At 71.9% G+C, this 25,467-nt stretch carries 24 protein-coding genes and 1 riboswitch; of the genes, 10 read left to right on the forward strand and 14 right to left on the reverse strand.

Features of this window, described 5'->3' with window-relative positions; all coding sequences use genetic code 11:
• Positions 1–128: 128 nt before the first annotated feature.
• On the forward strand, positions 129–776 hold the full coding sequence (locus ACW4TU_RS33915) for a sulfite oxidase-like oxidoreductase (protein ID WP_457419488.1): 648 nt from the start codon (positions 129–131) through the stop codon (positions 774–776).
• A gap of 25 nt (positions 777–801) precedes the next feature.
• Here the strand turns inward: ACW4TU_RS33915 and ACW4TU_RS33920 are convergent, their stop codons facing one another.
• The 6 genes from ACW4TU_RS33920 to thiO form a co-directional block, all read right to left on the reverse strand.
• On the reverse strand, positions 802–1,311 hold the full coding sequence (locus ACW4TU_RS33920; RefSeq protein ID WP_457419490.1) for a DUF4396 domain-containing protein: 510 nt from the start codon (positions 1,309–1,311) through the stop codon (positions 802–804).
• A gap of 68 nt (positions 1,312–1,379) precedes the next feature.
• Complete coding sequence (locus ACW4TU_RS33925) at positions 1,380–2,252, reverse strand: deoxyribonuclease IV (RefSeq protein ID WP_457419492.1); 873 nt, start codon at positions 2,250–2,252, stop codon at positions 1,380–1,382.
• Between the two features lie 34 nt (positions 2,253–2,286).
• On the reverse strand, positions 2,287–4,245 hold the full coding sequence (gene pknB / locus ACW4TU_RS33930) for a Stk1 family PASTA domain-containing Ser/Thr kinase (protein WP_457419494.1): 1,959 nt from the start codon (positions 4,243–4,245) through the stop codon (positions 2,287–2,289).
• 209 nt (positions 4,246–4,454) lie between these two features.
• Entirely contained in the window at positions 4,455–5,249 is a 795-nt protein-coding gene (locus ACW4TU_RS33935) for a thiazole synthase (protein WP_457419496.1), read from the reverse strand.
• A 3-nt stretch (positions 5,250–5,252) separates the two neighbouring features.
• Positions 5,253–5,453, reverse strand: a complete 201-nt coding sequence (gene thiS, locus ACW4TU_RS33940; protein ID WP_457430466.1) for a sulfur carrier protein ThiS — start codon at positions 5,451–5,453, stop codon at positions 5,253–5,255.
• Positions 5,454–5,461: 8 nt separating this feature from the next.
• Positions 5,462–6,625 carry a glycine oxidase ThiO gene (gene thiO / locus ACW4TU_RS33945; RefSeq protein WP_457419497.1) on the reverse strand — a complete coding sequence of 388 codons (1,164 nt, stop codon included), beginning with the start codon at positions 6,623–6,625 and terminating at the stop codon, positions 5,462–5,464.
• Positions 6,623–6,735, reverse strand: a riboswitch (TPP riboswitch). It overlaps the preceding gene by 3 nt.
• Positions 6,736–6,786: 51 nt before the next feature.
• Between thiO and ACW4TU_RS33950 the strand changes: the two genes are divergently transcribed.
• The 6 genes from ACW4TU_RS33950 (at position 6,787) to ACW4TU_RS33975 (ending at position 11,853) form a co-directional block, all read left to right on the forward strand.
• Entirely contained in the window at positions 6,787–7,158 is a 372-nt protein-coding gene (locus ACW4TU_RS33950; protein ID WP_457419498.1) for an avidin-fold protein, read from the forward strand.
• A 53-nt stretch (positions 7,159–7,211) separates the two neighbouring features.
• A complete protein-coding gene (locus tag ACW4TU_RS33955) occupies positions 7,212–8,450 on the forward strand; it encodes an NAD(P)/FAD-dependent oxidoreductase (protein ID WP_457419500.1) in 1,239 nt (412 codons plus the stop codon).
• Positions 8,451–8,535: 85 nt separating this feature from the next.
• Positions 8,536–8,907 (forward strand): Rv2175c family DNA-binding protein, encoded by a 372-nt coding sequence (locus tag ACW4TU_RS33960; RefSeq protein WP_457419502.1) that lies wholly within the window; start codon positions 8,536–8,538, stop codon positions 8,905–8,907.
• 108 nt (positions 8,908–9,015) lie between these two features.
• Complete coding sequence (gene thiE, locus ACW4TU_RS33965; RefSeq protein WP_457430467.1) at positions 9,016–9,702, forward strand: thiamine phosphate synthase; 687 nt, start codon at positions 9,016–9,018, stop codon at positions 9,700–9,702.
• A gap of 112 nt (positions 9,703–9,814) precedes the next feature.
• Positions 9,815–10,738 (forward strand): methylenetetrahydrofolate reductase [NAD(P)H], encoded by a 924-nt coding sequence (gene metF / locus ACW4TU_RS33970; protein WP_164314545.1) that lies wholly within the window; start codon positions 9,815–9,817, stop codon positions 10,736–10,738.
• A gap of 56 nt (positions 10,739–10,794) precedes the next feature.
• Positions 10,795–11,853: an SCO2102 family sporulation regulator gene (locus ACW4TU_RS33975; RefSeq protein WP_457419504.1), complete on the forward strand. Its 1,059-nt coding sequence runs from the start codon at positions 10,795–10,797 to the stop codon at positions 11,851–11,853.
• A gap of 46 nt (positions 11,854–11,899) precedes the next feature.
• Here the strand turns inward: ACW4TU_RS33975 and ACW4TU_RS33980 are convergent, their stop codons facing one another.
• The 5 genes from ACW4TU_RS33980 to ACW4TU_RS34000 form a co-directional block, all read right to left on the reverse strand.
• Positions 11,900–13,408 (reverse strand): phytoene desaturase family protein, encoded by a 1,509-nt coding sequence (locus ACW4TU_RS33980; protein ID WP_457419506.1) that lies wholly within the window; start codon positions 13,406–13,408, stop codon positions 11,900–11,902.
• Between the two features lie 177 nt (positions 13,409–13,585).
• Positions 13,586–14,200 carry a DUF4126 domain-containing protein gene (locus ACW4TU_RS33985; RefSeq protein WP_457419508.1) on the reverse strand — a complete coding sequence of 205 codons (615 nt, stop codon included), beginning with the start codon at positions 14,198–14,200 and terminating at the stop codon, positions 13,586–13,588.
• Positions 14,201–14,597: 397 nt separating this feature from the next.
• Entirely contained in the window at positions 14,598–15,227 is a 630-nt protein-coding gene (locus tag ACW4TU_RS33990; protein ID WP_457419510.1) for a TetR/AcrR family transcriptional regulator, read from the reverse strand.
• A gap of 44 nt (positions 15,228–15,271) precedes the next feature.
• Complete coding sequence (locus ACW4TU_RS33995) at positions 15,272–17,356, reverse strand: YhgE/Pip family protein (RefSeq protein ID WP_457419512.1); 2,085 nt, start codon at positions 17,354–17,356, stop codon at positions 15,272–15,274.
• On the reverse strand, positions 17,328–18,125 hold the full coding sequence (locus ACW4TU_RS34000) for an ATP-binding cassette domain-containing protein (protein ID WP_457419514.1): 798 nt from the start codon (positions 18,123–18,125) through the stop codon (positions 17,328–17,330). Before ACW4TU_RS34000 ends, ACW4TU_RS33995 begins: the two co-directional genes overlap by 29 nt.
• 176 nt (positions 18,126–18,301) lie before the next feature.
• Between ACW4TU_RS34000 and ACW4TU_RS34005 the strand changes: the two genes are divergently transcribed.
• The 3 genes from ACW4TU_RS34005 (at position 18,302) to ACW4TU_RS34015 (ending at position 20,429) form a co-directional block, all read left to right on the forward strand.
• The gene (locus ACW4TU_RS34005) at positions 18,302–18,838 is read left to right on the forward strand and encodes an SAV_6107 family HEPN domain-containing protein (RefSeq protein ID WP_457419516.1); all 537 of its coding nucleotides are present in this window, start codon (positions 18,302–18,304) and stop codon (positions 18,836–18,838) included.
• Between the two features lie 133 nt (positions 18,839–18,971).
• The gene (locus ACW4TU_RS34010) at positions 18,972–19,742 is read left to right on the forward strand and encodes a methyltransferase (protein ID WP_457419518.1); all 771 of its coding nucleotides are present in this window, start codon (positions 18,972–18,974) and stop codon (positions 19,740–19,742) included.
• A 276-nt stretch (positions 19,743–20,018) separates the two neighbouring features.
• The gene (locus ACW4TU_RS34015; RefSeq protein WP_329278142.1) at positions 20,019–20,429 is read left to right on the forward strand and encodes a DUF3040 domain-containing protein; all 411 of its coding nucleotides are present in this window, start codon (positions 20,019–20,021) and stop codon (positions 20,427–20,429) included.
• 105 nt (positions 20,430–20,534) lie between these two features.
• On the opposite strand, the gene ACW4TU_RS34020 is transcribed toward ACW4TU_RS34015, so the two are convergent.
• The 3 genes from ACW4TU_RS34020 to ACW4TU_RS34030 are packed head-to-tail and all read right to left on the reverse strand — an operon-like array spanning position 20,535 to position 25,323.
• Positions 20,535–22,925 (reverse strand): transglutaminase TgpA family protein, encoded by a 2,391-nt coding sequence (locus ACW4TU_RS34020; RefSeq protein WP_457419520.1) that lies wholly within the window; start codon positions 22,923–22,925, stop codon positions 20,535–20,537.
• Positions 22,922–24,286 carry a DUF58 domain-containing protein gene (locus ACW4TU_RS34025; protein ID WP_457419521.1) on the reverse strand — a complete coding sequence of 455 codons (1,365 nt, stop codon included), beginning with the start codon at positions 24,284–24,286 and terminating at the stop codon, positions 22,922–22,924. Before ACW4TU_RS34025 ends, ACW4TU_RS34020 begins: the two co-directional genes overlap by 4 nt.
• The gene (locus ACW4TU_RS34030; RefSeq protein ID WP_457419523.1) at positions 24,283–25,323 is read right to left on the reverse strand and encodes an AAA family ATPase; all 1,041 of its coding nucleotides are present in this window, start codon (positions 25,321–25,323) and stop codon (positions 24,283–24,285) included. Before ACW4TU_RS34030 ends, ACW4TU_RS34025 begins: the two co-directional genes overlap by 4 nt.
• Positions 25,324–25,467: the final 144 nt, after the last annotated feature.

The following is a 25,467-nucleotide window of genomic DNA, read 5'->3' on the forward strand; positions in this document are numbered from 1 at the left end:
CTGCCGAAGATCGTCCAGTAAGTGCGCACTTAGTAAGTAAGGGCATGCTTAGTCCAAGTTATCCGGACTTGTTGGAATCTGGACTGGCCTGGTCATGCGCACTCTCCCTGGTCTGTCAGGATGGAGACATGGGTCAGCCGGTGGAAAGCGAATCGGGAGAGCGCGATTCAGCGGGTGCGCCGCAGCCCGAATTGCCGCCGGGACAGCGAGTGCAGCGCGGCTGGCCGGTCACCCATTACGGTCCGGTGCCCAAATTCCGTCCCGAACGCTGGGAGTTCAGGGTTTTCGGCGCCACCGCCGACGGCGAGAAGCACTGCTGGAACCACACGGAGTTCACGGCCCTGCCGTACTCCTCCGTTCTGGCAGACCTGCACTGCGTCACGAAGTTCAGCATGCTCGGCGCCGAGTGGGGCGGAATTCCGGCGCGGACGATCCTCACGGCCGCTCCGCCGGCGCCCGAGGTCACGCACGTCATGGTCTGGGCGGAATACGGCTTCAGCTCGAATCTCCGACTGGCGGATTTCGCCTCCGACGGCACGATCTTCGCCACCCACAAGGACGGCGAACTCCTCACCGCCGAACACGGCTTCCCGCTCCGGCTGGTGGTGCCCCACCTGTACGCCTGGAAGGGCCCCAAGTGGGTGCGCGGGGTGGAGTACATGACCGCCGACCGCCGCGGCTTCTGGGAGGAGCGCGGCTATCACAACGTCGGCGACCCGTGGCGCGAGCAGCGCTACTCGTACCAGGAGGAGCCCGGCGACGGCCCCGAGTTCTGAGGTCCTGGGGTTCTGAGGTCTGAGGTCAGTGGTGGTACTGGTGCACCACCGCGTGGCCCTTGCCGCGGCCGATCGTCCACTTGTTGACCGGCGTGGTGACGACGAACGCGATGGCCAGCGAGATCGCCAGCGCGCCCCAGAAGAGCAGATCGTCCAGCTGGGCGTCCATCGCTCCCGGCCACAGCACGATCACGCCGTTGTCGACCAGTTCCATCACGGCGATCGACAGGGTGTCCGCGGCCAGCGCGATCCGGACGGCCGTACGGAGGCCGACGCCGGCTCGCAGGACGCCGCGCAGGGTGAGTGAGTAGCCGAAGAAGAACGCCAGGACGATCGCCAGGACAGTGGTGGGCAGGTTGCCCCAGCCGAGCGCCGTGCCGATGATCATGCCGAGCACCTCGCCGATGGCGCAGCCGGTGAGGCAGTGGAGGGTGGCCTGGACGGCCACGGCCCAGGTGGCGGCCGGGGCCTGCTGGTGATCGTGTATGTGCTGGTGCTGGTGCTGGTGCTGGTGCGCGTGTGCCTCGTGCTCCATGAGTACTCCCGGTGAGGTTCGGCTGACTGCACTCGGCAGCAACATACCCCCTGGGGGTATTCCCGAAGCTACTCCCCGTCCCGGAGTTTCTTCAGCCGCTCCACGTCCGCCGCGTGCCCTTCCTTCCCGCCGGGCGTCTCGATGATCAGCGGTACGCCCGCGGTCGCGGGGTGCGTCATCAGCGCGCGGAACGGGTCCTCGCCGATATGACCCGCGCCGATGTTCTCGTGCCGGTCCTTGTGTGCGCCGGCCACGTCCTTGGAGTCGTTGGCATGGATCAGCTTCAGCCGCCCCTCGCCGACCGTGTCCACGAGCAGGTCGAGGGTCTGGTGCATCCCGCTGGGCCCGGTCAGATCGTGCCCGGCGGCGAAGATGTGGCAGGTGTCGAGACAGACGCCGAGCCTGGGATGGGCGTCGAGCGCCTCGAAGTACGGCCCGAAGTCCCAGGTGCGCGAGCACAGGGAGGAGCCCTGCCCGGCGGTCGACTCCAGGAGCAGAAACGGGTCGTCGTCGTGGGTGAGCTCGTCGAGCAGCGGCAGCAGATGTTCCCGCACCTGCTTCAGGGCCACGGACCGGTCCCGTCCGCCGGTCGCGCTCCCGGTGTGCACCACCACACCCAGCGCGCCGATCTCCCGCCCGCGCCGCAGCGAGTGCCGCAGCGACTCCACCGACCGTTCGACGGTCGCCTCGGTGTGCGAGCCGAAGTTGATCAGGTACGGGGCATGGACGTACGCCGGGATCGCGCCGTCGGCACAGGCCGTCCGGAACGCCTCGTCCTGCCGGGGGCTGCCCACGGGCGTCGCCCAGCCGCGCGGGTTGGCGACGAAGACCTGCACGGTCTCGGCCAGGAGGTCACGGGCGTAGGACAGGCCGACGGAGTGGAGACCGCCGGCCACGGGAACATGGCCGCCAACGGGGTTGCGGAGCTGCTTGCTGGTCACCTTTTCAGGGTGTCACGCGGCGCTCCGCGTCCCGTCAGCGGATCGTGATGGTGATCGTCGACCCCTTGGCGGCGGTGTCACCGCCGTCCACGGACTGCTTCTTCACGGTGTCGCCGAAGAGCCCGAGCAGCCCCCGGTCCTCCTCGACCGCGAACCCGGCCCCCTCCAGGGCCGCCGTCGCGTCGTCGACGCTGTCGCCCACGACATCCGGGACCTCGATCATCTCGGGGCCCTTGGAGATCGTCAGCGTGACCGTGTCGCCCTGCTCGGCCTCGCTGCCGCCCTCCGGTGACTGGACGGCGACCTCTCCCTGCTCGAACTCGTCCGAGTTGACGGTCTCGGCGGTGACCTTGACCTTCAGCCCCGCCTCCTCCAGCTCGGCCTGCGCGTCGGCGAGGCTCGCGCCGGTGACGTCGGAGACCTCCACCGGGCTGCCCTTGCTGACGACGAGGGCGACCGCGGAACCCGCGCGCCGCTCGGTGCCGGCATCCGGGCTGGTGCTGATCACGGAGCCGCGGGGCACCTCCTCGCTGAACTCCCGGGTGACCCTCCCCGGCGCCAGACCGTCCCGCTTCAGCAGCGCCCTGGCCTTGTCGAGGCGGAAGCCCGTGATCTGGGGCACGGGTACGGTCTCCGGCCCCAGGGAGATGGTCAGGGTCACGGTGTCGTTGACCCGGATGCGCGTTCTGACGTCGGGGTCCGTGCTGATGACAGCGCCGCGAGCCACTGTGTCGCTGTAGGCCTCGTCGTGCTTCACCTCGAGCCCGGCGTCCGTCAGTCGCTCCGTCGCCTGTTCCTCGGACTGCGACAGCACCGCCGGGACACGCGTGAACTGCCCGGAGTTGATGTACCAGACGCCCGCACCCACACCGAGGACGAGCAGTACGGCGGCGACGAGGATGACGAGCGGCGCACGCCGTCTCGGACTCCGCGCGGCCCGCCGGGAGGGCGGGGCGGGCGCCGGGGGAGCGCCGACAGCTCCCAGCACACTGGTCCGGTTCAACCGCCGCTCGCCGACCGGGGGTTCGTCCTCGTTGACGGGCAGGGGCCACGGCACGGACAGCGCGCGCGGGATGACACTCGTCAGGTTCTCGGCGTTGCCGTGTCCCGAGGCGATGGCCTGCGGCGGTACGGCGTCCAGCTGCTCGGTGTCGAGCGAGCCGCGCGTCTCCAGGACCTGCGAGAGCAGCGCCACGGCGTCGTACGGGCGGATGTCGGCGTTGCGCGCGGTGGCCGAGGCGACCAGCGCGTCCAGCTCGAAGGCCAGCCCCGGTACGAGGGCCGACGGCGGCGGCACGTCCTCGTGCAGGTGCTTGTAGAGCACCAGCGCGGGGGAGTCTCCGTAGTGCGGCTGGTCGCCGGTCAGCATCTCGTAGAGGACGATTCCGCAGGCGTACACGTCGACCCGGGGATCGGCGGTGCCGCTCTCGATCTGCTCGGGCGCCAGGTAGGAGACGGTACCGAGGACGGACCCGGTCGTGCTGGTGACCGTGTCCACGACCCGCACGAGTCCGAAGTCGGCGACCTTGACCCGCCCGTCGTCCCCTATCAGCACGTTCTCGGGCTTCATGTCGCGGTGCACGAACCCGGCCCGGTGCGCGGCGCCGAGGGCGGCGAGCACCGGCTCCAGGATGTCGAGCGTGGCCCTCGGCTGGAGCGCGCCGCGCTCGCGCAGCACGTCACGCAGGGTGCAGCCGGCGACGTACTCCATGGCGAGATAGACATACGGCCCGTCGGTGCCCTGGTCGAAGACCTGCACCACGTTGGGGTGCGCGAGCCGGGCCACGGACTTCGCCTCCCGGATGAACCGCTCGACGAAGGACACGTCCGCCGCGAGCGTCGGATGCATCACCTTGAGGGCGAGCACACGGTCGAGGCGGGTGTCCACGGCCCGGTAGACCGTGGCCATCCCGCCGACCGCGATCCGAGCGTCCACGCGGTAGCGGCCGTCGAGCACCTGCCCGACGAGAGGGTCCTGAAGGGTCGTGTCCACGCAGGTGAGTGTACGAGCCGTCGCTGACAAGCCCGCGGTTTCGGCCAGGAAAGCACAGGAAAGCAGCGGGACTGAAGCTGTCCTGTGACGCGGATCGCACCGGGCAGCCGTCGGCGGAGCGGAACCCCCACGGGAGAGCTCCCCTGGTGAACGGGCTGGAAACGGGTGGTGCGCGGTGCGAGATCGAACGGGAGGGAAGCGCCGGGCGCCTAAAAAGCGGGCCGCTCAGGATCCAGCGCAGCCAGCCCGGCGACAGGGGACGACGCCGCGGCAAAGTGCCGCCGGGGTATCCGACCCGCCCGGTTTGCCAACCGCCCCGCCTTCACCCCGCTCCGCATGGCGGCAGCCATCAGCACAGGCTCCCGCGCCCGGGTGACGGCCGACGCCAGCATCACCCCCGCACACCCCAACTCCATCGCCAACGCCGCATCCGACGCCGTCCCCGCCCCCGCGTCCAGAATCACCGGCACACGCGCGTGCTCCACGATCAGCTGGAAGTTGTGCGGGTTGCGAATGCCCAGCCCCGACCCGATCGGCGACCCGAGCGGCATGATCGCCGCGCAGCCCGCGTCCTCCAGCTTGCGCGCCAGCACCGGGTCGTCGTTCGTGTACGGCAACACCGTGAACCCGTCCTCCACCAGCACCTCCGCCGCGTCCAGCAACTCGATCGGGTCCGGCAGCAGTGTCCGCTCGTCGGCGATGACCTCCAGCTTCACCATGTCCGTACCGAGCGCCTCCCGGGCCAGCCGGGCCGTCAGCACGGCCTCCCCGGCGGTGAAGCACCCCGCGGTGTTGGGCAGCACCTGGATGCCGAGCCGTTCCAGCACCGACAGCACCGACCCGTGCACCGAGGGATCGACGCGCCGCATCGCGACCGTCGTCAGTTCCGTGCCGGAGGCCACCAGCGCCCGCTCCAGCACGTCGAGGCTGGGCGCACCCCCCGTACCCATGATCAGCCGGGACGTGAAGGTCGTACCCCCGAGGACAAAGGGATCGTCGGCCATGGCTCAGCCTCCCTGGACGGCGGTGAGGACCTCGACGCGGTCACCCTCGGAGAGGGAGGTGGCCGACCACCGCGCGCGTGGGACGACGGTTTCGTTGAGCGCGGCGGCCACACCGGAGGGTGCCGGGGTGAGGGACTTCACCAGAGTGTCGAGCGCGGTACCCGGGGAGACCTCACGCCGCCGGCCGTTGACCAGGATGTTCAAGTGATGGCTCATGCGAACTGCTCCATGCGTACGGTGTCGAACCGGCGGGGCGTGAAGGCCCGGGCCTCGTCGGGCAGTTCACCGGTGGCCAGGACGGTGGCCATGGCATCTCCCGTGACCGGCGTCAGTAGCACACCGTTGCGATAGTGCCCGGTGGCCAGCAGCAGCCCCTCCAGCGCGGTCGGGCCGAGCAGCGGCGCGTTGTCGGGGGACGCGGGGCGCAGGCCGGCCCGTGTCTCCGTCAACGGCAACTCGGTGATCCCCGGGACGAGTTCGTGGGCGTCGCGCAGCAGCTCGTACACACCGCCCGCCGTGACGGTCGTGTCCCAGCCCAGCTCCTCGCTGGTCGCCCCGACGACCAGCTCGCCGTTCTCGCGCGGCACCAGATAGACCTGGCTGCCGCGCACCACGGCCCGCACGGTCCGGCTCAGGAACGGCGCGTACCGCTTCGGCACGGTCACCCGCAACACCTGCCCCTTCACGGGCCGTACGGGCGGCAGCACGGCCTCGGGGACGCCCGCGAGCCGCCCGCTGAGGCTGCCCCCGGCCAGCACGATCGACCCGGCGGCCAGTTCGTCGCCGTCCGAGTCCGTGACCGACACGGCCCGACCCCGCCGTACGTCGAGCCGCTCGGCCCAGGTCCGGCGCAGCACCACCCCGGCCCGCTCGCACGCTTCCACCAGTGCCCCGGCCAGCCGCCGCGGATCGATCTGGTGGTCGCCGTCCACCCGCAGCCCCCCGCGCACGCCGGGCGCGAGCATCGGCTCCAGGCGCCGGCATTCACGCCCCGAGAGCCACTCCGACTCCAGGCCGGACCGCTGTTGCAGGGCGTGCAGTTCACGCAGTTCGGCGCGGTCGTCGGCGTCGAGTGCGACGGCGAGCGTGCCGCAGCGGCGGTAGCCGAGATCGCGGCCGGTCAGCTCGGTGAGCTCGGCCACGAAGTCCGGGTAGCGGCGGGCCGACTCCAGGTTCAGCCCCAGCAGGGTCTGCTCGCCGTGGTGCAGCTCCGTGACGGCGGCCAGCATCCCGGCCGCCACCTGCGCGGCCCCGCCGCCCGGCACGGGATCCACGACGGTCGTGGTGAACCCGCGCTGCGCGGCCCGCCAGGCCGTCACCAGCCCGATGATCCCGCCCCCGACGACAACGACGTCCGAGGTGTGTGTACGCGACATGGGCGTCCAGCCCCTCCCTTCGCCGGCATGACCCGGATCAGGTTCGTACGGTCGGAGGCCGCCCAGCCTCCCTCTCAGCCCGGTGCGTCCGGACTCCCGCGAGTGCTTACGCTGGTCAGCCTAGCCCGCAGAGCGACACACACGTAAGGGAGCCTTCGCCCATGCCCCGCTCGCTCGACGGACTCGTCCTCGCCCCGGTAGTGGACCAGGCGCCGGGCCAGGTGGGTACGGGCACCCGGTTCACCTATCACGAGCAGGACGGCGAGATCTGGGCCGAGTACGCGGGCGGGGATGTCGTACGCGGCCGTCTCGTGGGTACGCGGGAGGGTGACCGTCTCGACTTCCGGTACGTGCAGCTGACGCACGACGGGACGACGTCCTCGGGCCACTGTGCGTCCGAGGTGACCGAACTGCCGGACGGGCGGCTGCGGTTGACGGAGACCTGGGAGTGGGAGTCGCGGCCGGGCAGCGGGACGAGCCTGGTCGAGCAGGTCGCGCGGGTCCAGGACGTCGAGCGCTTGGGTGTGCAGTAGGTCACTTCCCGCGCCCGCTGACTGACAATTTGTCAGTTGTCTATGGTGATCGGGTGAGCGAGCAGACGCAGGCACAGGGCACACCGGGCGGGCCGCAGCCGCGACGCGTGGTCGTCGTGGGCGCGGGCATGGCCGGGGTGCAGACCGCGGTCGCCCTGCGGGAGCAGGGATTCACCGGCACCGTCACGCTGCTCGGCGCCGAACCCCATCAGCCGTACGACCGGCCGCCGCTGTCCAAGGCCGTCCTGCTCGGCAAGGCGGAGGGCTCCGCCTTCGACGTCGACTTCGAGGCCCTCGGCATCGAACTGCGGCTCGGGTGCGAGGTGCTGGGCGTCCGCACCGGCGCACACGAGCTGGACACCCCCGAGGGACCCCTGCCCTACGACGCCCTGGTCCTCGCGACCGGCGCCGAACCGATCCGGCTGCCGGGCACCGAGGGCGTACCCGGTGTGCATCTGCTGCGCACCCTCGACGACGCCGAGCGGCTGCGGCCCGTACTCGCGCGCCAGCACGACATCGTGGTCGTCGGGGCCGGCTGGATCGGCGCCGAGTTCGCCACCGCCGCGCGCGAGGCCGGCTGCGCCGTCACCGTCGTCGAGGCCGCCGACCGGCCGCTCGCGGGCGCCCTGCCCGCCGAGGTGGCCGCGCCGATGGCCGCCTGGTACGCCGACAGCGGCACCTCGCTGCGCACCCACGCGCGCGTGGCCCGCGTCGAGCCCGGCGCGGTGGTGCTCGACGACGGCTCGCGGCTGCCCGCGGGCGCCGTCGTCGTCGGCATCGGGGCCCGCCCGGCCACGGCCTGGCTCGCGGGCTCCGGGATCACCCTGGGCGACCACCGCGAGATCGTCGCCGACGACCATCTGCGCACCTCCGCGGCGGACGTCTACGCGGTCGGCGACTGCGCCTCCTTCCCCTCGGGAAGGTACGGCCGGCGCCTTCTGGTCCACCACTGGGACAACGCCCTCCAGGGACCCCGCGTGGTCGCCGCGAACATCATCGGGGAGTCCCCGGCGGTCTACGACCCGGTCCCGTACTTCTGGTCGGAGCAGTTCGGCCGCTTCGTCCAGTACGTCGGCCACCACCAGACCGCCGACACCACCCTGTGGCGCGGCGACCCGTCCGGCCCCGCCTGGACGGTCTGCTGGCTGCGGGAGGGTCGCCTGGTCGCCCTGCTGGCCGTCGGCCGTCCCCGGGACCTGGCCCAGGGGCGCCGCCTGGTCGAGGCGGGCGCCCTGATGGACGCCGAGGCGCTGACGGACCCGTCCCGGCCCCTGAAGGCGGCCACGGCGTAGCCCGAGGCCACCCGACACCACCGGATCGGCCCAGGTCGGAGGGGCCTGGCTTCCGACTGTCAGTGCGGGATGGCACGCTTGTCCCGTGACCGAGATTGACGCAAAGATCGATGCTCTCGTCCCCGCCTGGCTCACGCTGCCCGACATCGCGGAAATCCTCGATATCGAGGTGACACGCGTCCGGCAGCTGGTCAGGGAGGGCCAAGTGATCGCCGTACGCCGTGGCGAGAACCGCGCGCTGCACGTCCCCGCCGCCTTCATCGACGGGGTCGAGCAGAAGGTCGTCAAGGGCCTCACCGGCACCTTGACGCTCCTGCGGGACGACGGCTACTCCGACGAAGAGATGCTGGAGTGGCTCTTCACTCCCGACCCGAGCCTGCCCGGCACCCCCGCGCAGGCCCTCAGTGAGAACCGCGGCACGGAGGTGAAGCGTCGCGCCCAGGCGCTCGCCGTCTGATCCGAACAGCCGTTCCGGTGTGCGGGCCGCGGTCCGTACACCTCCACACCGCACAGGGGTGCGCCCGGGGGAGAACCCCCCATGGGCGCGCCCATGGGGGACATCCGTATGCCCGAGACGACCGACATCGTGCCCGGGGCGACCGCCGACGCCGGCACGGCCCGCGCCCGGCTCGCCGACGCCCGGGTCTACCTCTGTACCGACGCCCGCAGACGGCAGGGCGACCTCGCCGAGTTCCTGGACGCCGTCCTGGCCGGCGGGGTCGACATCGTGCAGCTGCGCGACAAGGGCATGGAGGCGGCCGAGGAGCTGGACCACCTCCAGGTCTTCGCCGACGCCTGCGCCCGGCACGGCAGGCTTCTCGCGGTCAACGACCGCGCGGACGTCGCGCACGCGGCCCGTGCCGACGTACTCCACCTTGGCCAGGGCGACCTGCCCGTCCCGGCGGCCCGCGCGATCCTCGGCCCCGGCGTGCTCGTCGGCCGTTCCACACACGCCCCGTCCGAGGCCGCCGCAGCCGCCGTCCAGGAGGGCGTCGACTACTTCTGCACCGGCCCCTGCTGGCCGACCCCCACCAAGCCGGGCCGCCACGCGCCCGGCCTCGGCCTGGTCCGGTACACGGCCGGGCTCGCCACCGAGCGCCCCTGGTTCGCCATCGGCGGCATCGATCTGGGCAACCTGGACGAGGTGCTGGCGGCGGGCGCCCGCCGGGTCGTCGTCGTACGGGCGATCACGGAGGCCGACGACCCGGGCGCGGCGGCGGCGGAGTTCGCCAAGCGGCTGCGTTCCCTGTAGGAGGTCCAGGGGTCCGGGTCCCGGTGTCCGAGGCGTGGACAACAAGTCGACAATCCGGGCAAATTTCCGCAGTCCGGTTGGGGGACCGCCGCCCCCTGACTAACCTGCGGGTATGGCCCTAGGAACCGCGTCCACCAGGACCGACCACGCGCGCACGGTGCGTGACATGCTCGCGTCCGGCAAGACCACGTATTCCTTCGAGTTCTCGGCGCCCAAGACCCCCAAGGGCGAGCGGAACCTCTGGAACGCGCTGAGGAGGGTCGAGGCGGTCGCGCCGGACTTCGTGTCCGTGACGTACGGCGCCGGCGGATCGACGCGCGCGGGCACCGTCAAGGAGACCCAGCAGATCGTCTCCGACACGACGCTCACCCCGGTCGCCCACCTCACCGCGGTCAACCACTCCGTGGCCGAACTGCGCAACATCATCGGCCAGTACGCCGACGCGGGCATCCGCAACATCCTGGCCGTGCGCGGAGACCCGCCCGGCGACCCGATGGCCGAGTGGGTACCGCACCCGAGCGGTCTGACGTACGCGGCCGAACTCGTGCGCCTCATCAAGGAGTCGGGCGACTTCTGCGTAGGTGTCGCCGCCTTCCCCGAGACGCACCCGCGCTCTCCCGACCGGGACACGGACGTCACCCACTTCGTCGACAAGTGCCGGGCCGGCGCGGACTACGCGATCACCCAGATGTTCTTCCACCCGGAGTCGTATCTGCGGCTGCGGGACGCCGTCGCGGCGGCGGGCTGCCCGACCCCGGTCATCCCCGAGGTCATGCCCGTGACCAGCGTGCGGATGCTGGAACGGTTGCCGCAGCTCAGCAACGCGGCCATCCCGTCTACCCTGAAAGAGCGGATCCTCACAGCCAAAGACGACGCGGCGGCTGTACGCTCCATTGGCATCGAGTTCGCCACGGAGTTCTGCGCGCGACTGCTGGCCGAGGGAATCCCCGGACTGCACTTCATTACGCTGAACAACTCGACGGCATCGTTGGAAATCTACGAAAACCTGGGTCTGCACCACCCACAGCGGGCCTAGACCGGCCGCACCGGCGTACGACACACTGCGTAGCGGCCACTGGGAGAGGGGCGTACATGGGCTGGACGGTCCTCTACATCGCGTTTGGCATCGTCGCGTTGTGGCTACTCGGAGAGGTTCTGCTGCAGTACAAGGCGCGGCTGCGCTGGCGGCTGCTGGCCTTCGTCGGCTTCCTCGGCGTGGTCCTCGGCGTGCTCATTCCGAATGTGCTGGTCATCGGTTTGGGCGCCGCGGCCTTCGCGGTCGGGCAGACGTACGTCACCCTGTCGTTCCGCAGCGGCTTCTCGGCCGGTTGGGCCGTCGCGGGCCGCCCGGGCTTCCTCGGGCGGTTCGGCAAGGGCCGCGGCGAGGGGGAGTACAAGGACCCGACGCTTGAGGTCTCCGGCCTGGAGGCGCCGGAGGGCGCCTACGCGCCGGGCAACGGCTTCGGAAACGATTCCGCCGACGGCGCCGGGAACGACGCCTACGACACCGGTGCCGGAACGTACCGCCAGGGCGACGACTTCGACCGCGACTACGACCGGGACGACGTCTTCACCCCCGCCCGGCCCGCGGCCGTCTACGAACCGCAGCCCCTCCCCGACGACACCGGCTCGTACGGCGTGTACAGCGATGCCGCGTACGCGGCGGCGACCGGCCAGGACCAGTCGTACGCCGGCGCCGGCCAGGACCAGTCGTACGCGGCGGCGGCCCAGAGCGGCGACCAGAACTACGGGTACGACGGCTACACCGGCTACGACCAGCAGCAGTACGGCTACGACGCCTCGGGCCAGCAGCAGTACGCCGCCTACTCCGACCCGTACATCGGCCAGGGCTACGGCGGCACCTCGTACGACGCCGGCTACGACCAGCAGCAGTACGGTCAGCAGGGCTACGGCCAGGACCAGTACGGCAACGGCGGCTACAACGAGACCCCGGGGGGCGGTGTCTGGGTCCCGCAGCAGCGCAACACCGACGACCCGTTCTTCGGCGGTGAACTCCCGCCGGAGCAGCAGTACCCCTACCAGGACAACGGCCAGGACAACGGCAACAGCCAGGGCAACGGCAACAGCCAGGACAACGGCAACGGTCAGTCGAACGGGCACGGGTACGACGAGCAGCAGTACCGCTTCTAGCCGCGCCGCATCCGGGGACCGCCGCCCCGCCCGGGCACCCGGGGGTTCACTGCGAGCCCCGGAAGCCCGGCCCCTCCACGATCAGCCCCGCCACCAGCGCGCCCGACATGCCCGCGTGCGGAAGTCCGCCCCCGGGGTGCGACCAGCCGCCCACGCGGTACAGCCCCGGCAGCCTGGTGCTGTTGGCGGGATGCAGGAAGTCCCCCCTGCCGCCCGCGAGCGAGGGGGCCGGCATGCCCCCGCAGAAGGCGCCCGTCTCGTCCCCGCTGTGACCGGGTGTTCGTGTCTCCTGCCACAGGATCCGCTCACGCAGCCCGGGAATCGCGACCCCGGCCTCGTGGACCATCCGTTCCACGAACCGCTTCGCCGAGCCGTCCGCAGCCCAGTCGCCCTTCGGCCGTGCCGTCGCCGTCAGGACCACCGACTCGTGCTCCTCGTCGGGCCGCAGCGCGGGATCGTCCGGCCGCAGCACGGTCACCGTGGGCCGCACCGGGCCGGGTCCCTCCCCGCTCACCCAGTTCAGCTCGGCCTCCCGGTCCGGCGCGTGCACGACCGTGCGATGCGCGGCACCCGCCTCCCGGGCCCCGCGCAGGGCCAGCAGCACGGTGAACCGGCCCGGCGACGGCGCCGACGCGTCGGCGCACACGTCACCGTCCTCGTCGAGCGTGTGCCTCGTGAGTCCCCTCAGCCGTCCGGGATCCACGCCCGCCACGACATGGTCCGCCTCCGTCACCGTCCCGTCGGCCAGCTCCAGCCCCGTCGCGCGGCCGTCCTTCTCGACGATCCGCGTGACCTCGGCGCCGAAGACGAACTCGACCCGCCGCTCCAGACACCGCTCGTACACCGCACGCGCCAACTCCCGGATGCCGCCCCGGACGTACCAGGTGCCGAAGGCGTGCTCCATGTACGGCAGCACGGCCGCGCTCGCGGGAACGTCCTGGGGGTCGAGGCCGTACGCCAGGGCGTGGCTGTCCAGGAGGGCGGTCAGGCGCGGGTCGCGCAGCTCCCAGGCGGCGACCTCGGCGAGCGTGCCGGCCCGACGGGTACGCAGCAGCCGCCTGTGGGGGACCGCCGGATAGGGTTCCCGCTCGGCCAGCGCCTGCCAGTCGGCCCACAGAGGCTCCTCCAGGAGCGGTCTGCGGGTGCGGTCCCAGGCTTCCCGGGCCCTGATCAGGAAGTCGCCCCAGCGGTCACCCGCCCCGGCCCCGAGAGCCGCCTCCAGGGCCTGGACGACGCCCGCGCGGGACGCGTTCGGCAGGGCGACCTCCGTGCCGTCCGGGAAGACGTGCCGGGAGGACGGGTCGACCTGGACCAGCTCGACGCACTCCTCCAGGGACTGCTTGCCGGTCTTGACGAACAGGTCGCGGTAGACCGCGGGCAGGGTGAGCAGCCCGGGGCCCGTGTCGAACGCGAAGCCGTCGCGCTCGAAGCGGCGCACCGCTCCGCCGTACGTCTCCCCACGCTCGTACACCGCCACCTGGTGGCCCGCGACGGCCAGCCGGGCAGCGGCCGCCATCGCGCCCATGCCGGCGCCGATCACCGCAGTCCGTGCCATCAGTCTCCTAGCGGATGGTGTTTTTGCTATGCCCTGAAAGGGCCGGTTCGGGCTGGACCGCAGCCTTCGGGCTGGAAGCCCCCGCCTCGTGTGGGGGAGCGGAGTCACGCGAGGGACTTTATCGGTCCCGGCATCAGCAGGACGGTCCCGGCCCCAAGGGCCGGGACAAGCTGGCGGTCACCCTGGCGGCCTGCCTGCCCGGGCCGCGAGCCGCCTCTCCTCGCGCCGCTGGGCCCGGCGCCGCAGGAACCGTCTGATCCGGGAGACGAGGAAGTACAGCACGATCAGGCCGGTGAGCAGCAGCGCGCCCGCGATGATCGCCGCCGCCTCGGGGTGGAACATCGCGAACGTCACGATGGCGCCGACCCCGAGATCCTCGGCGAAGCTCAGGATCACGTTGCTGAACGGCTCCGGCGAGGTGTTGACCGCCATCCGCGTCCCGGCCTTGACCGCATGGCTGGCCAACGCCGTCGAACCGCCGATCGCACCCGCCGCCAGATCGGGCAGCGAACCGCTCTGACCGGCCAGCAGCGCCCCGATGACGGCCCCGGAGACCGGCCGGATCACGGTGTGCACCGCGTCCCATGCCGAGTCCACGTACGGGATCTTGTCGGCGACCGCCTCGCACAGGAACAGCACGCCCGCCACGATGAGCACCTCGGGGCGCTGCAACGACTCGGGGACCTCGTCGCTCAGCCCGGTCGCGCCGAAGACGCCGAGGAGCAGCACCACCGCGTAGGCGTTGATGCCGCTGGCCCAGCCGCTGGTGAAGACCAAAGGGAGTACCGACACGGACGCGATGGTAACCAGTCGGCAACGGCGCGTCCTGGGGTTGAGTGCGCAGGGCTGAGTACGCGTACCTAGGGCGAGAGATGAGTAGGCGCACGGATGGGCCGCGACCTGCGGGAACGAAAGACTGGGGGCACGGAAAGGGGCACGGCTCCGGTACCGCCGACACGGGGCGGCGGAACGGTGCCGGCGCCCTGGACCGCTCCTTCCGCCGATCCGTCGGCGGGAGCGAGGCACCCGGGGGAACGACCGCACGGGGGAACACGGGGGAACACGGGGGAACACGGGGGGACGGGGAAACGGGGGAGCAGGAAGGAAGCGCCGGTTCGAGGTGGCCCGCGGGGGACGCGGCCACCTGGGACCGGCGCTTTTCTGCGCGCCCGAGTCCGGCCCCGCTCGCTCAGCGGTTGCCGCTCACCCGTCCCTGGAGGAGCCGGGACAGCGCCGAGTGGACGTCGTCCAGGGAGCGTTCCGGCTGGAAGGACTGCCAGTCCAGGGCGGCGACCAGGACCATCCCGACCAGGGCCGCCGCGGTCAGCGGGATGTCGATCTCGTCGCTGAGCTCGCCGCCCGCCACCGCCTCGCGCAGGACGTCCTCGATGACCGCCACCGCCTGCTGTCTGACCACCATCAGGGTGGACTGCCAGGCCCGGTTGGTGCGCCACAGCTCGGCCACGTAGAGCTGGGTGAAGGCCGGATAGCGGCTGATGAAGACGAGCCCGGCCCGGATCATCGCGTCCAGGGCGTCGACCTTGGTGCCGCCGTCCCGGTCGGTCCGCTCGGCCGCCTCCCTGAGGGAGGCGGTGAGGAGTTCCACGCCGTGCCGGAGCAACTCCTCGAAGAGGACCGACTTGCTCGCGAAGTTGTAGTAGACCGTGCCCTTGGCGACTCCGGCCCGCTCGGCGATCTCGTCCACCGTGGTGGCGGAGAAGCCCTGTTCCGCGATGAGCGTGACGGCGGCCTCGTAGAGCTTCTGCCGGGTTGCCTCGCGGCGCGGACTGCCGCCCGGCGGGGTGCTGCTGCGTTCCATGGCCCTGATTCTCACAGGAACACGAGGCCCACGCTGACGAGACGTCACAGGCTCAGCTCCGGGTGCAGCCGGTCCAGGGTCCACACCTGCCGGCGGCGGGCCGACACGGCGGTCAGCGCCAGGGCGCCGGCCGTGAACGCCACCAGCACGGCACACGCCTGCCACACCGGGCCGAGCCCACCGCCCGTGATGAGCCTGCGCAGGGCCTCGACGACGTAACTCATCGGCATGAAGGGGTGGATCGCGTTGAAGAAGCCGGGACTGGTCTGCACGGGATAGGTGCCGCCCGCGGACGTCAACTGGAGCATCAGGAGGGCGAGTACGAGAATCCGGCCCGCCGCTCCGAAGCGCGCGTTCAGCCACTGGACGATCGCCGCGAAGCACGCCGTGACCAGGAACAGGAAGCCCACCGTCCCGGCCGCCCGCACCATCTCCAGGCCGATCGCCCAGTGCAGTACGGACATCAGGGCCACGGTCTGCAGCACGCCCAGGGCGGCCACCGGGAGCCAGCCGGCCAGTGCGATGCGCCACGCCGGGGCGCCCGCGGCGAGCGCCCGCCGGTTGAGCGGCGGGATCAGCATGTAGGCGACCATCGCGCCCACCCACAGGGACAGCGGGATGAAGTACGGGGCGAAACCGGTGCCGTAGTTGGGCGCCTTGTGCAGGTCCCTGGAGGCGAGTTGGACCGGGTCGGACATCACCTCGGTGCGCGCGTCGCGGTCCTGCCGGTCGTAGTCGGGGATCCGCCCGGCGCCGTCGTGCAGCCCGCCGGCGAGTTTCCCGGAGCCGTCGACGAGTTTGAACATGCCTCCGGAGAGGTCGTCCGCGCCCGTCCTGAGGTCGCCGACGCCCGTGTCCAGGGTGGTCGCGCCGGTCCTGGCGGTGGCGAGCCCGGTGTGCAGCTTCCGCGCTCCCACGGCGACCTGTGCGGCACCGTCGTTGAGCCTGTCGACCTTCCGGACGGCGTCGTCGAGGTCCTCGGAGAGACGCGGGGCGCGGTCGGCGAGCGCCTGGGCCTGCTTCTGGAGCGTGGCGAGGTGCTGGTCGAGCCGGTCCAGATCGCCGTTCTGGTCGGCGATCAGGGTGTTGACGTCGTCGGCGACCGTCGCCACGTCCGCCGCCGCCTTCCTGGCCTTCTTCAGGTCGGCGCACGCGGCGTCGGGCAGCACCGCGGTCTCGCAGCGTGCCCTGTAGACCCCGTTCAGGGTGTCGGAGGCCGTGTGGGCGCCCTTGGCGGCGACCGGGGCGGCCTTCACCAGGGTGCCGAGGTTGCGCCGGACCGTACCGGCCGAGTCGGCGACGAGCTGGGCGGCGTCCCCGATGGTCTTCTCGTTGTCCTTGAGGAACGGCCCCAGCCGGTCCGAGACGCCGTTGACCCGGTCGGCGAGCGTCTGCGTGCCCGCCGCGACCTGCCGTGAGCCGTCCGCCAGATCGCCCGCGCCGGTGTCGAGCTTCTTCAGCCCCCGGACCAGCTTGCCGCTGCCCGCCTTGGCGTCCCTCAGCCCGTCGGCGAGGTCCTTGGAGCCCTGCTCGGCCTTGCCGATGCCGCCCGTGAGGGTGTCGGCGCCCTTGGCGGCCTTCACGGTCTGCCCGTGGATGTCGGAGAACGAGACGAAGATCCGGTCCAGGAAGGACCGCGACGCCTTGGTGGAGGCGGCCGTACGCACCTCGCCGAACACCGTCCGGGAGATCTGCCCGACGATGTAGTTGTTGGCGTCGTTCGTCCGCACCTGGAGCGCGCCCGTCTCCGGGGAGTCGCCCGAACTGGACGCGATCCGTCGGCTGAAGTCGGCCGGCATGGTCAGCGACAGGTAGTACGTGCCGTCCTCGACGCCCTCCCGGGCCTCGGCCGCGGTCACCTCGTGCCACTCGAAGGTGTCGCTGTCGCGCAGCCCCTTGACGATGTCGGCACCGGCGGCGAGCTTCTTCCCCGCGACGCTCGCCCCCTTGTCGTCGTTCACCAGCGCCACGGGGATGCGGTCGAGCCTGCCGTACGGGTCCCAGAAGGACCACAGGTACAGGGCGCCGTACAGCAGCGGCAGCAGCAGGAGCGAGGCCAGCGCGGCCCGCGGGAGCCTGCCCCGGCCGAAACGCCTGAGCTCAAGCGCGGCCAGTCTCGGGGAGCGCATCCACCGTCTCCTTCTCGTGAGTCTCTTTCGCGTTCGTCCTTGTCCCGTCGGTGTCCTGTTCGCGCGGCGACGTCGACACGGCGGTCGACACGGTGACGGCCCCTTCCGGAGCCTCGCTGCACACCGCGACGACGGTCGTCCCGGCCTCGGCGAGGGACCGCAACAGCGCCCACACCTCGGCCCGTTCGGCGTCCGACAGCTTCAGGTCGGTGTCGTCCACCCCCAGCAGCCGCGGCCGGCCGATCAGGGCCAGCGCCACGGACAGCCGCAGCGCCTCCAGCCGTTCCAGATCGCGTACGGCGGTCCGGGAGCCCTTGGGCAGCGCCTCGCGGTCGAGACCGGCGGCCGTCAGCGCGGCGTGGACGCGCCGCTCCGTCTCGGCCGCCCGCTGTGCCCGTGGCCGCAGCAGCCCGCGCAGGGAACCGCCGAACCGGCGCTCCAGCAGCGCCCGTTCCCGCAGGTGCTCCCCGACGGTCAGGGCGGGGTCGAGGTCGGTGACGCCGGGGACGTGCGCGAGCGCGCTCACGCGACGCACCGCCGCCGACTGCTTGGGCAGGCTCAGCCCGCCGACCGCGGCCGACCCCTCGGTGGCCCTCATCCGGCCCGTGAGCGCGAGCAGGAGGCAGGTGCGTCCGGAACCGGACGGCCCCTCCACCGCGATCAGCGAGCCGGGCTCCGCGTCGAAGGACACCTCACGGAACGCCCAGCCGCGAGGCCCCTTGAGCCCGAAGGCCCGGGTGGTCAACCCGAGCCCGTACGGACCGTCCACAGTTCCCGCCCCCTTGGCATTTGTTTGCACTGACTGGTCAGTGCAAAAACTAACCCGAACCTTCGATCGAAGCAAAAGACCAGGTCAGAACGGATTGTCAGTGGCATACCGCACGATGGGCACATACGGCACCTCCCGTCGGGAAGCGCCGTCACACAGACGACAGGAGGTTCGTCATGGCCAGTTCGAACGCAGCCGCCGCCCCTCGGCGCCGCGCCCCCGGCCCTGCCCCCTCACTGAACGGTCCGGCGGGAGACGTGCACCCCGTGCTCCGCCGGGCCACGGCCCCGCCCGCAGCCCTCGACCTGCTCGCCCAGGCCCGCGCCGGACTCGACGAGGCGGCCGTCCTGGAGACCGCGAACGAGCGGTACGCCACCGCCCACCTCGCCGCCCTGCGCACCGCCGCCGCGGTGCTCGCCGCCCGCGGCCGCCCCGAACCCACCCCCAGGCGCCGGGCACGCATCCGCAGCGCCTGGGAGGTGCTCCCCGAGATAGCGCCCGAACTCGCCGAGTGGAGCGCGCTGTTCGCCTCCGGCGCCCGCCGCCGGGCCCGCGCCGAGGCCGGCATCCAGGGCGCGGCCGGCAACCGCGACGCCGACGACCTGATACGCGATGTGGCGATGTTTCTGCGCCTGGTCGAGCGGATGCTCGTCCTCCAGCCGGTGCTTCCACAACCGCGCCAGGACCCGGACACGCCCCCGGACGCGAGCTGAGACGGATGACCGGCCATGTCACGGAAGGCAATAAGGTGGAGAAGCCGCGCCTTTCCGCAGCCCATCGGGCCGGGAAGGCACCCCGTTCGCTCCGCCGCGCAAGAGGCGGTGCCGCGCCGAGGAGTCACCTGCCGTGCCGGACCCCACGCGTCCCCGCTCCTCCCTCCGTACCGCCGTGGTCTGGGAAGTCGTGTCGGACGCCCTGGAGCGCCGCGTCAAAGCCACGGGGCGTGAAGCGCTGGACGTCCTCGACACCGGCGGCGGCAGCGGCAACTTCGCGGTGCCCGTCGCCCGCCTCGGTCACCGCGTCACCGTCGTCGACCCGAGCCCCAACGCGCTGTTCGCGCTGGAGCGCCGGGCCGCCGAGGCCGGCGTCGCCGACCGGGTCAGGGGCGTCCAGGGCGACGCGCACGGCCTCTTCGACGTGGTCGAGCGCGGCGGCTACGACGCGGTGCTCTGCCACGGCGTCCTGGAGTACGTGGACGACCCCGCCGAGGGCGTCCGCAACGTGGTGGCCGCGCTGCGCTCCGAGGGCGTCCTCAGCCTGCTCGCCGCCGGACTCGGCGGCGCCGTGCTCGCGCGGGCCCTCGCCGGACACTTCACGGAGGCCAAACGGGCGCTCGACGACCCGAACGGCCGCTGGGGCGAGAGTGACCCCGTTCCCCACCGGTTCACCGCCGAACAGCTCACCGCGCTCGTCGAGGGCGCGGGCCTGCGCGTGGGCGCCGTGCACGGCGTGCGGATCTTCGCCGACCTGGTCCCCGGCGTCCTCGTGGACACCGAACCGGGCGCCCTGGACGCACTGCTGAAACTGGAGGCCGCGGCGGCCGAGCAGCCCGCGTTCCACTCCGTCGCCACCCAGCTTCACGTGCTCGGCGAGACTCCGGGTGCCACCGAGGTCTGAGTCCCCTCCGGTGGCGGACCGCTGATCAGGGGCTCGGCCGCAGATGGAGTACGCCACAGGCCCCCCGATCGGCCGCCCGGAGCCGTATGATCGAGGGACACCGCTCTGCATGACGGGCCGGTTGCTGGGGAATGAACGCCTCAGTGAGCCGGGACCGCCATGGCGGATTCCGGTTGCCAATTGGCGTAGAGGGGCGGGTTTCACGGGGGCGATTCCCTGCCTATCCTGAAGGGGACCCCCGGTCGCCCCGGCGACTGCACGAATGAGGAGGACTCCGTGCCGCTCTCGGAGCACGAGCAGCGAATGCTCGAGCAGATGGAGCGAGCGCTGTACGCCGAAGATCCCAAGTTCGCGACAGCGCTTGAAGGAAGCGGGCTGCGCACGTACACCCGGCGACGGGTCTACCAGGCGGTCGCGGGCTTCCTCGTAGGTATCGCGCTCCTCATGGCCGGAATGGTCGCAGTGCAGATCTGGCTGAGCGTGGTGGGATTCCTCGTCATGCTGGGCTGTGCGGTGCTGGCCGTGACGGGTTGGCGCAAGGCCCCCAAGCCGGGCGAACAGCCCGCCGCGGGTGCCGCCCCCGGAGCTCCGCACGCTCGCCGACAGGGCCGGCAGCGACGCTCCATGATGGATCGCATCGAAGAGCGCTGGCAGCGTCGCCGTGACGAACAGCAGGGTGGCCAGTAGCCCGTCGGGCCGCAGTTCCCCGCGTTGTGACCGCAAGACGTGAAACGCCGGTGGCCCGGAACCCCCAGGGGTTCCGGGCCACCGGCATGTCCTGCCGTCGTGCCGTCAGCCGTGCTGGCCCCACGGCTTGCGCAGGGCCGGCCTGGCCGCCGACGCCCGCTTGCTGAGCGCGTCCCAGCGTGCCGAGAGCGCCCACAGCACACGGACGGTCGAACGGGGGGCGAACGCCGCGCGCAACTGCGTGCCCCGGCTCACCGTGGTCCGCAGGGCTTCGGTCACCCGGTGCACATCCTCCGCGAGCCCGGCCACCGGGCGTGGACTCGGCGCGTAGAGGATCTGCTCCACGGCATCCGCCACCCGGTGCACGGCGCCCGCCGTCGACGGATCGAGACGGCCGAGGCTCACGATGCGGGCAGCCGCCTGCCGGGGCGTCTGGGACTCCTCCGGGCTGATGCCGAAGTCCCAGGCGCTGTCGGCCAGTTCATGCCAGGCCGACAGCGTGTGGACCGTCGCGTCGGCGTCGGTGCGGCCGTGTCCCCCGATCCGTACTCCCCGGACCCGCAGCCGCCACAGCATCGGCAGCAGCAGAAGAGCCAGCGCCGCCAGTCCGCCAAGCGTCCAGGCCAGTGGCACCAACCACCAGAAGCTGTCGTCGTCCTGGCCCGGCGGGGCCTGCGCGGACTCGCTCGCGCACCCGCCGTCCAGCCGCCGCTGTGCCGCCGTGCAGGTCTCGCCCGCCGAAGCGGAGTCGGAGGGTGCCACGGAGGCGTTCTGGGACGGTACGTCCGGGTTCGGGATCTGGTTCCCCGGAGCCTGGGACTGCGTGTACTCCGGCACCGAACCACGGGTCGGGGTCGGCTCGAAACGGGTCCAGCCGACCCCCTCGAAGTACAGCTCCGGCCAGGCGTGCGCGTCACGCAGCCCCACCGAGACCGTGCCGTCCGGCTGCGGGGTGCCCGGCGCGAAGCCCACCGCGACGCGGGCCGGAATGCCCAGCGTGCGGGCCATCGAGGCCATCGCGAAGGAGAAGTGGACGCAGAAGCCCTCCTTGTCCCTCAGGAACCGCGCGATCGCGTTGGAGCCGCTGCCGACCTGCACCTGTGTGTCGTACCGGAAGCCGCCGCTCACCGCGAAGTAGTCCTGGAGCTTGACCGCCTGCTCGTAGGCGTTGGCCGAACCGGCGGTGACCTCCTGCGCGGTGCGCGACACGATCGCCGGCAGTGACTCCGGGACCTGAGTGAACTCGCGCACCAGCGCCGGGTCCGGATCCGGCGCCTCGGCGAGCTGCTGCGCGGTCGGCTGCACGTCGAGGCTCGTCACCGTGTACCGCACGCCGCGCGTGTTCTGGCCGTGGTCACCGACGAGGGTGCGGCCCACCGGCTCGAAGCGCCAGTTGCCGTCGATCTTCACACCGGTCGCGGGGTACGGCATCGGCAGCCAGTCCTGGGCGTACCAGTCCGCCGCCGCGACGGTCGTCGTGATCTCGGCGCGCCGCACGTCCGCCCGCAGACCCAGCGGGTTCGGGAACGCCTTCGGTACGTCCTCGATGTGCCGTTGGGACGGCTTCCAGGCGGTGCCGTCGAAGGAGTCGAGCGCGACGATCCGCAGATACAGGTCCTGGGTGTCCTCGCTGCTGTTGCGCACCGACATGACCTGGCGGTCCTCGTCCACGTTCAGGCTGTCGCGCAGTGACACCAGCGGGTTCACGGCGGAGATCGTGCCGCCGCCTCCGCTGCCCGAGCCGACCCCGCCGCCCGCCGCGCTCAGGAGCCCGCCGTCGAGCGAGGGCAGCGCATGCGGCAGGAGCAGAGCCACGACCAGCGCGACCGCGCCGACCAGCCACCCTGTGCGTACGGGGGCGATCGCACCGCCGGCCGACTGCTCGCCAGGGGCGCGCGGACCGCCACCGAAGACCCGGCCCCACTGGGAGAGCCGGTCCCGGCCCTCGGCCAGGAGCAGCATCAGATAGCCCGTGGCGGCCAGCAGGAACCACAGCCAGGCCCAGCTGCCGTCGGACAGCCCGGCGGCGACCGAGTACAGCGCCAGCAGCGGCAGGCCGGCCGGAGCCGCGCTGCGGAACGTCACCGCGAGGGTGTCCACCGCGAGCCCGATCAGCAGGGCGCCGCCGACCAGCATCAGGCGTATGCCGTCGGAGAGCGGCGCCGGGATCGCGTACCGCCCCACGTCGTCCGTGCCGGTCTGGAGCAGCGTGCCGAACCGCTGGAAGGTGTCGGGGCCGGGAATCAGGCCGAAGAGGGACTGTTCCCGGGCGAAGACCAGGGTCAGCAGGACGAGGGTGACGAGGAGCTGTGCCGCCATCGTCAGCGGCCAGGCCAGCGGCACCCGCCGGGCGCCCGCGCCGACGATCGTCTGTATGCCCAGCAGGATGACGACCTGGAGCAGCCAGTTCCGGTCCTCGACCAGCGGCACCAGAGAGCACGCCGTCAGGAGGGTGGCCACCCAGCCGCACAGCGCCAGTCGTGCGCGCCCGCTCATGACCGTCCCTCCCTGCCGCTGAGGGCACCGGGACCGGAACGCTCCCGGTCCGCCTGGCGCCACAGCTCGCTCATCGCGACCCCTCGCGGTACCCGCACCGCCGTCCAGCCCGCCTCGCGCAGCATCCGCAGCGACTCCTCGCCCGGGTCCTCGGGACCCGGCACATCGTGGGGTTCCCGCACCCAGGTCTCACTGTCCAGCACGAAGGCGACCGCACCGCCGCTGCGCTGCCGCATCTTGGCGGCCACCGCGGCCTGCTCCTCGTCGAGGTCGCCGAAGAACGCCATCAGCAGCCCCTCGCCGCCGGCCCGCAGCACGTCGTACGCCCGGGAGATGTCCTCGCCGTCCGAGTGGTCGATCACCGCGAGTGTGTCCATCATCAGTCCGGCCGCGTCGGCCGATCCCTGGCTGGCGCCCGCGAAACCCTCGGCGCCCTCGCCGGGCACGGAGGTGCCCGTGTCCGTCAGCAGTCGTACGGAGAAGCCTCGTTCGAGCATGTGGACAAGGACGGACGCGGCGCCCGACACCGCCCACTCGAAGGCCGAGTCCGGGCCCGCGCCCAGGTAGGCGATGCCCCGGGTGTCGAGGAGCACCGTGCAGCGGGCCCGCTGCGGCTGCTCCTCGCGGCGCACCATCAGCTCGCCGTAGCGGGCGGTGGAACGCCAGTGCACGCGGCGCAGGTCGTCGCCGTAGCGGTACCCGCGCGGGATCATGTCGTCCTCGCCGGCCAGCGCCAGCGAGCGTTGCCGTCCCTCGCCGTACCCCCTGGCCTCGCCGGTCAGCCGCACCGGTGGCAGCGCGTCCACGCGCGGGATCACCGTCAGGGTGTCGTACGTCGAGAAGGAACGGGTCAGCTCGCACATGCCGAACGGGTCGGTCAGCCGCAGCTGGAGCGGGCCCAGCGGATAGCGGCCCCGCAGGTCGGAGCGGACGCGGTAGGACACCTCGCGGCGCCCGCCCGCCTCCACCCGGTCCAGGACGAAACGGGGGCGCGGACCGAGCACGTACGGCACCCGGTCCTGGAGCATCAGCAGGCCCGTGGGCAGCCGCGAGACGTTGTCCATCCGGAGATGGACACGGGCCTCGGCGGCGGCGGCCACGCGCGCGGGGGAGAGCCGGCGGCTGCCGGCCACCCGGTATCGCGTGCGGTAGAGGACGGTCGCGCAGACCAGCGGCAGTACGGAGAGCAGCAGGCCCACCCGGAGCAGATCGCTCTGCCCCAGGACGTACGCGCAGATGGCGGCGGCGACCCCGGCGGCCAGGAAGGAGCGCCCGCGGGTGGTGAGACCGGCCAGCGCCGTGCGCACCCCGCCCTTCTCGCCCTGGTCGTCCTCCGGGTGTCCGGGTGCCCCTGCGCTCATCCAAGCCTCCGGGGCGGCTGCTGGCCGAAGTCGGGCGCGGAGCGGCCCATGCCGAAGCCGCTCTGCTGCTGGGGCGCCGCGGGCACCGGGGTGCGCTGGAGGATCTCCTGGACGACCTGCTCGGAGGTGCGGCGGTTCAGCTGGGCCTGGGCGGTGGGCAGCAGGCGGTGGGACAGGACGGCCACGGCGAGGGCCTGGATGTCGTCCGGCAGCGCGTACTCCCGGCCGCTCAGGGCGGCCGACGCCTTCGCGGCGCGCAGCAGATGCAGCGTGGCGCGCGGCGAGGCGCCGAGTCTGAGGTCGGGGTGCGTGCGCGTGGCGCCGACCAGGTCCACGGCGTACCGCCGGACCGAGTCCGCGACATGGACGTTGCGGACGGCCTCGACGAGTTTCACGATGTCGTGCGCGTGGGCCACCGGCTGGAGGTCGTCCAGCGGTGAGACGCCGCCGTGCGTGTCCAGCATCTGCAGCTCGGCCTCCGGGCTCGGGTAGCCGATGGAGACGCGGGCCATGAAGCGGTCGCGCTGGGCCTCGGGGAGCGGGTAGGTGCCCTCCATCTCGACCGGGTTCTGGGTGGCCACCACCATGAAGGGGCTGGGCAGTTCGTAGGTCTGCCCGTCGATGGTGACCTGGCGCTCCTCCATGGACTCCAGGAGCGCGGACTGGGTCTTCGGTGACGCGCGGTTGATCTCGTCGCCGATCACGATCTGCGCGAAGATCGCCCCCGGTTTGAACTCGAAGTCGCGGCGCTGCTGGTCCCAGATGGACACACCCGTGATGTCCGAGGGCAGCAGGTCCGGCGTGAACTGAATGCGCCGCACGGAACAGTCGATGGACTTGGCCAGCGTCTTCGCCAGCATGGTCTTGCCGACGCCGGGGACATCCTCGATCAGAAGATGCCCCTCGGCGAGCAGCACGGTCAGCGAAAGCCGTACGACCTCAGGCTTGCCCTCGATCACTCCCTCCACCGAGCTGCGGACTCGCTCCGCGGTGGCGGTCAGATCAGTGAGGCTAGCTCGATCGTCATAGGTCGTCACACGGCCCTCCTAGGCCCGTTCTTTCTCCGGGCCGACGCTCTGCGATGAGGACCGGCCCACCCCGAAACACGGACACCACGCGGGGAAAGCCCCGCGTGACGTCACACACGCATTCTTGTTGCCGTTACCGGTTCGTGTCACTCG

The organism is Streptomyces kryoterrae, from assembly GCF_054072135.1.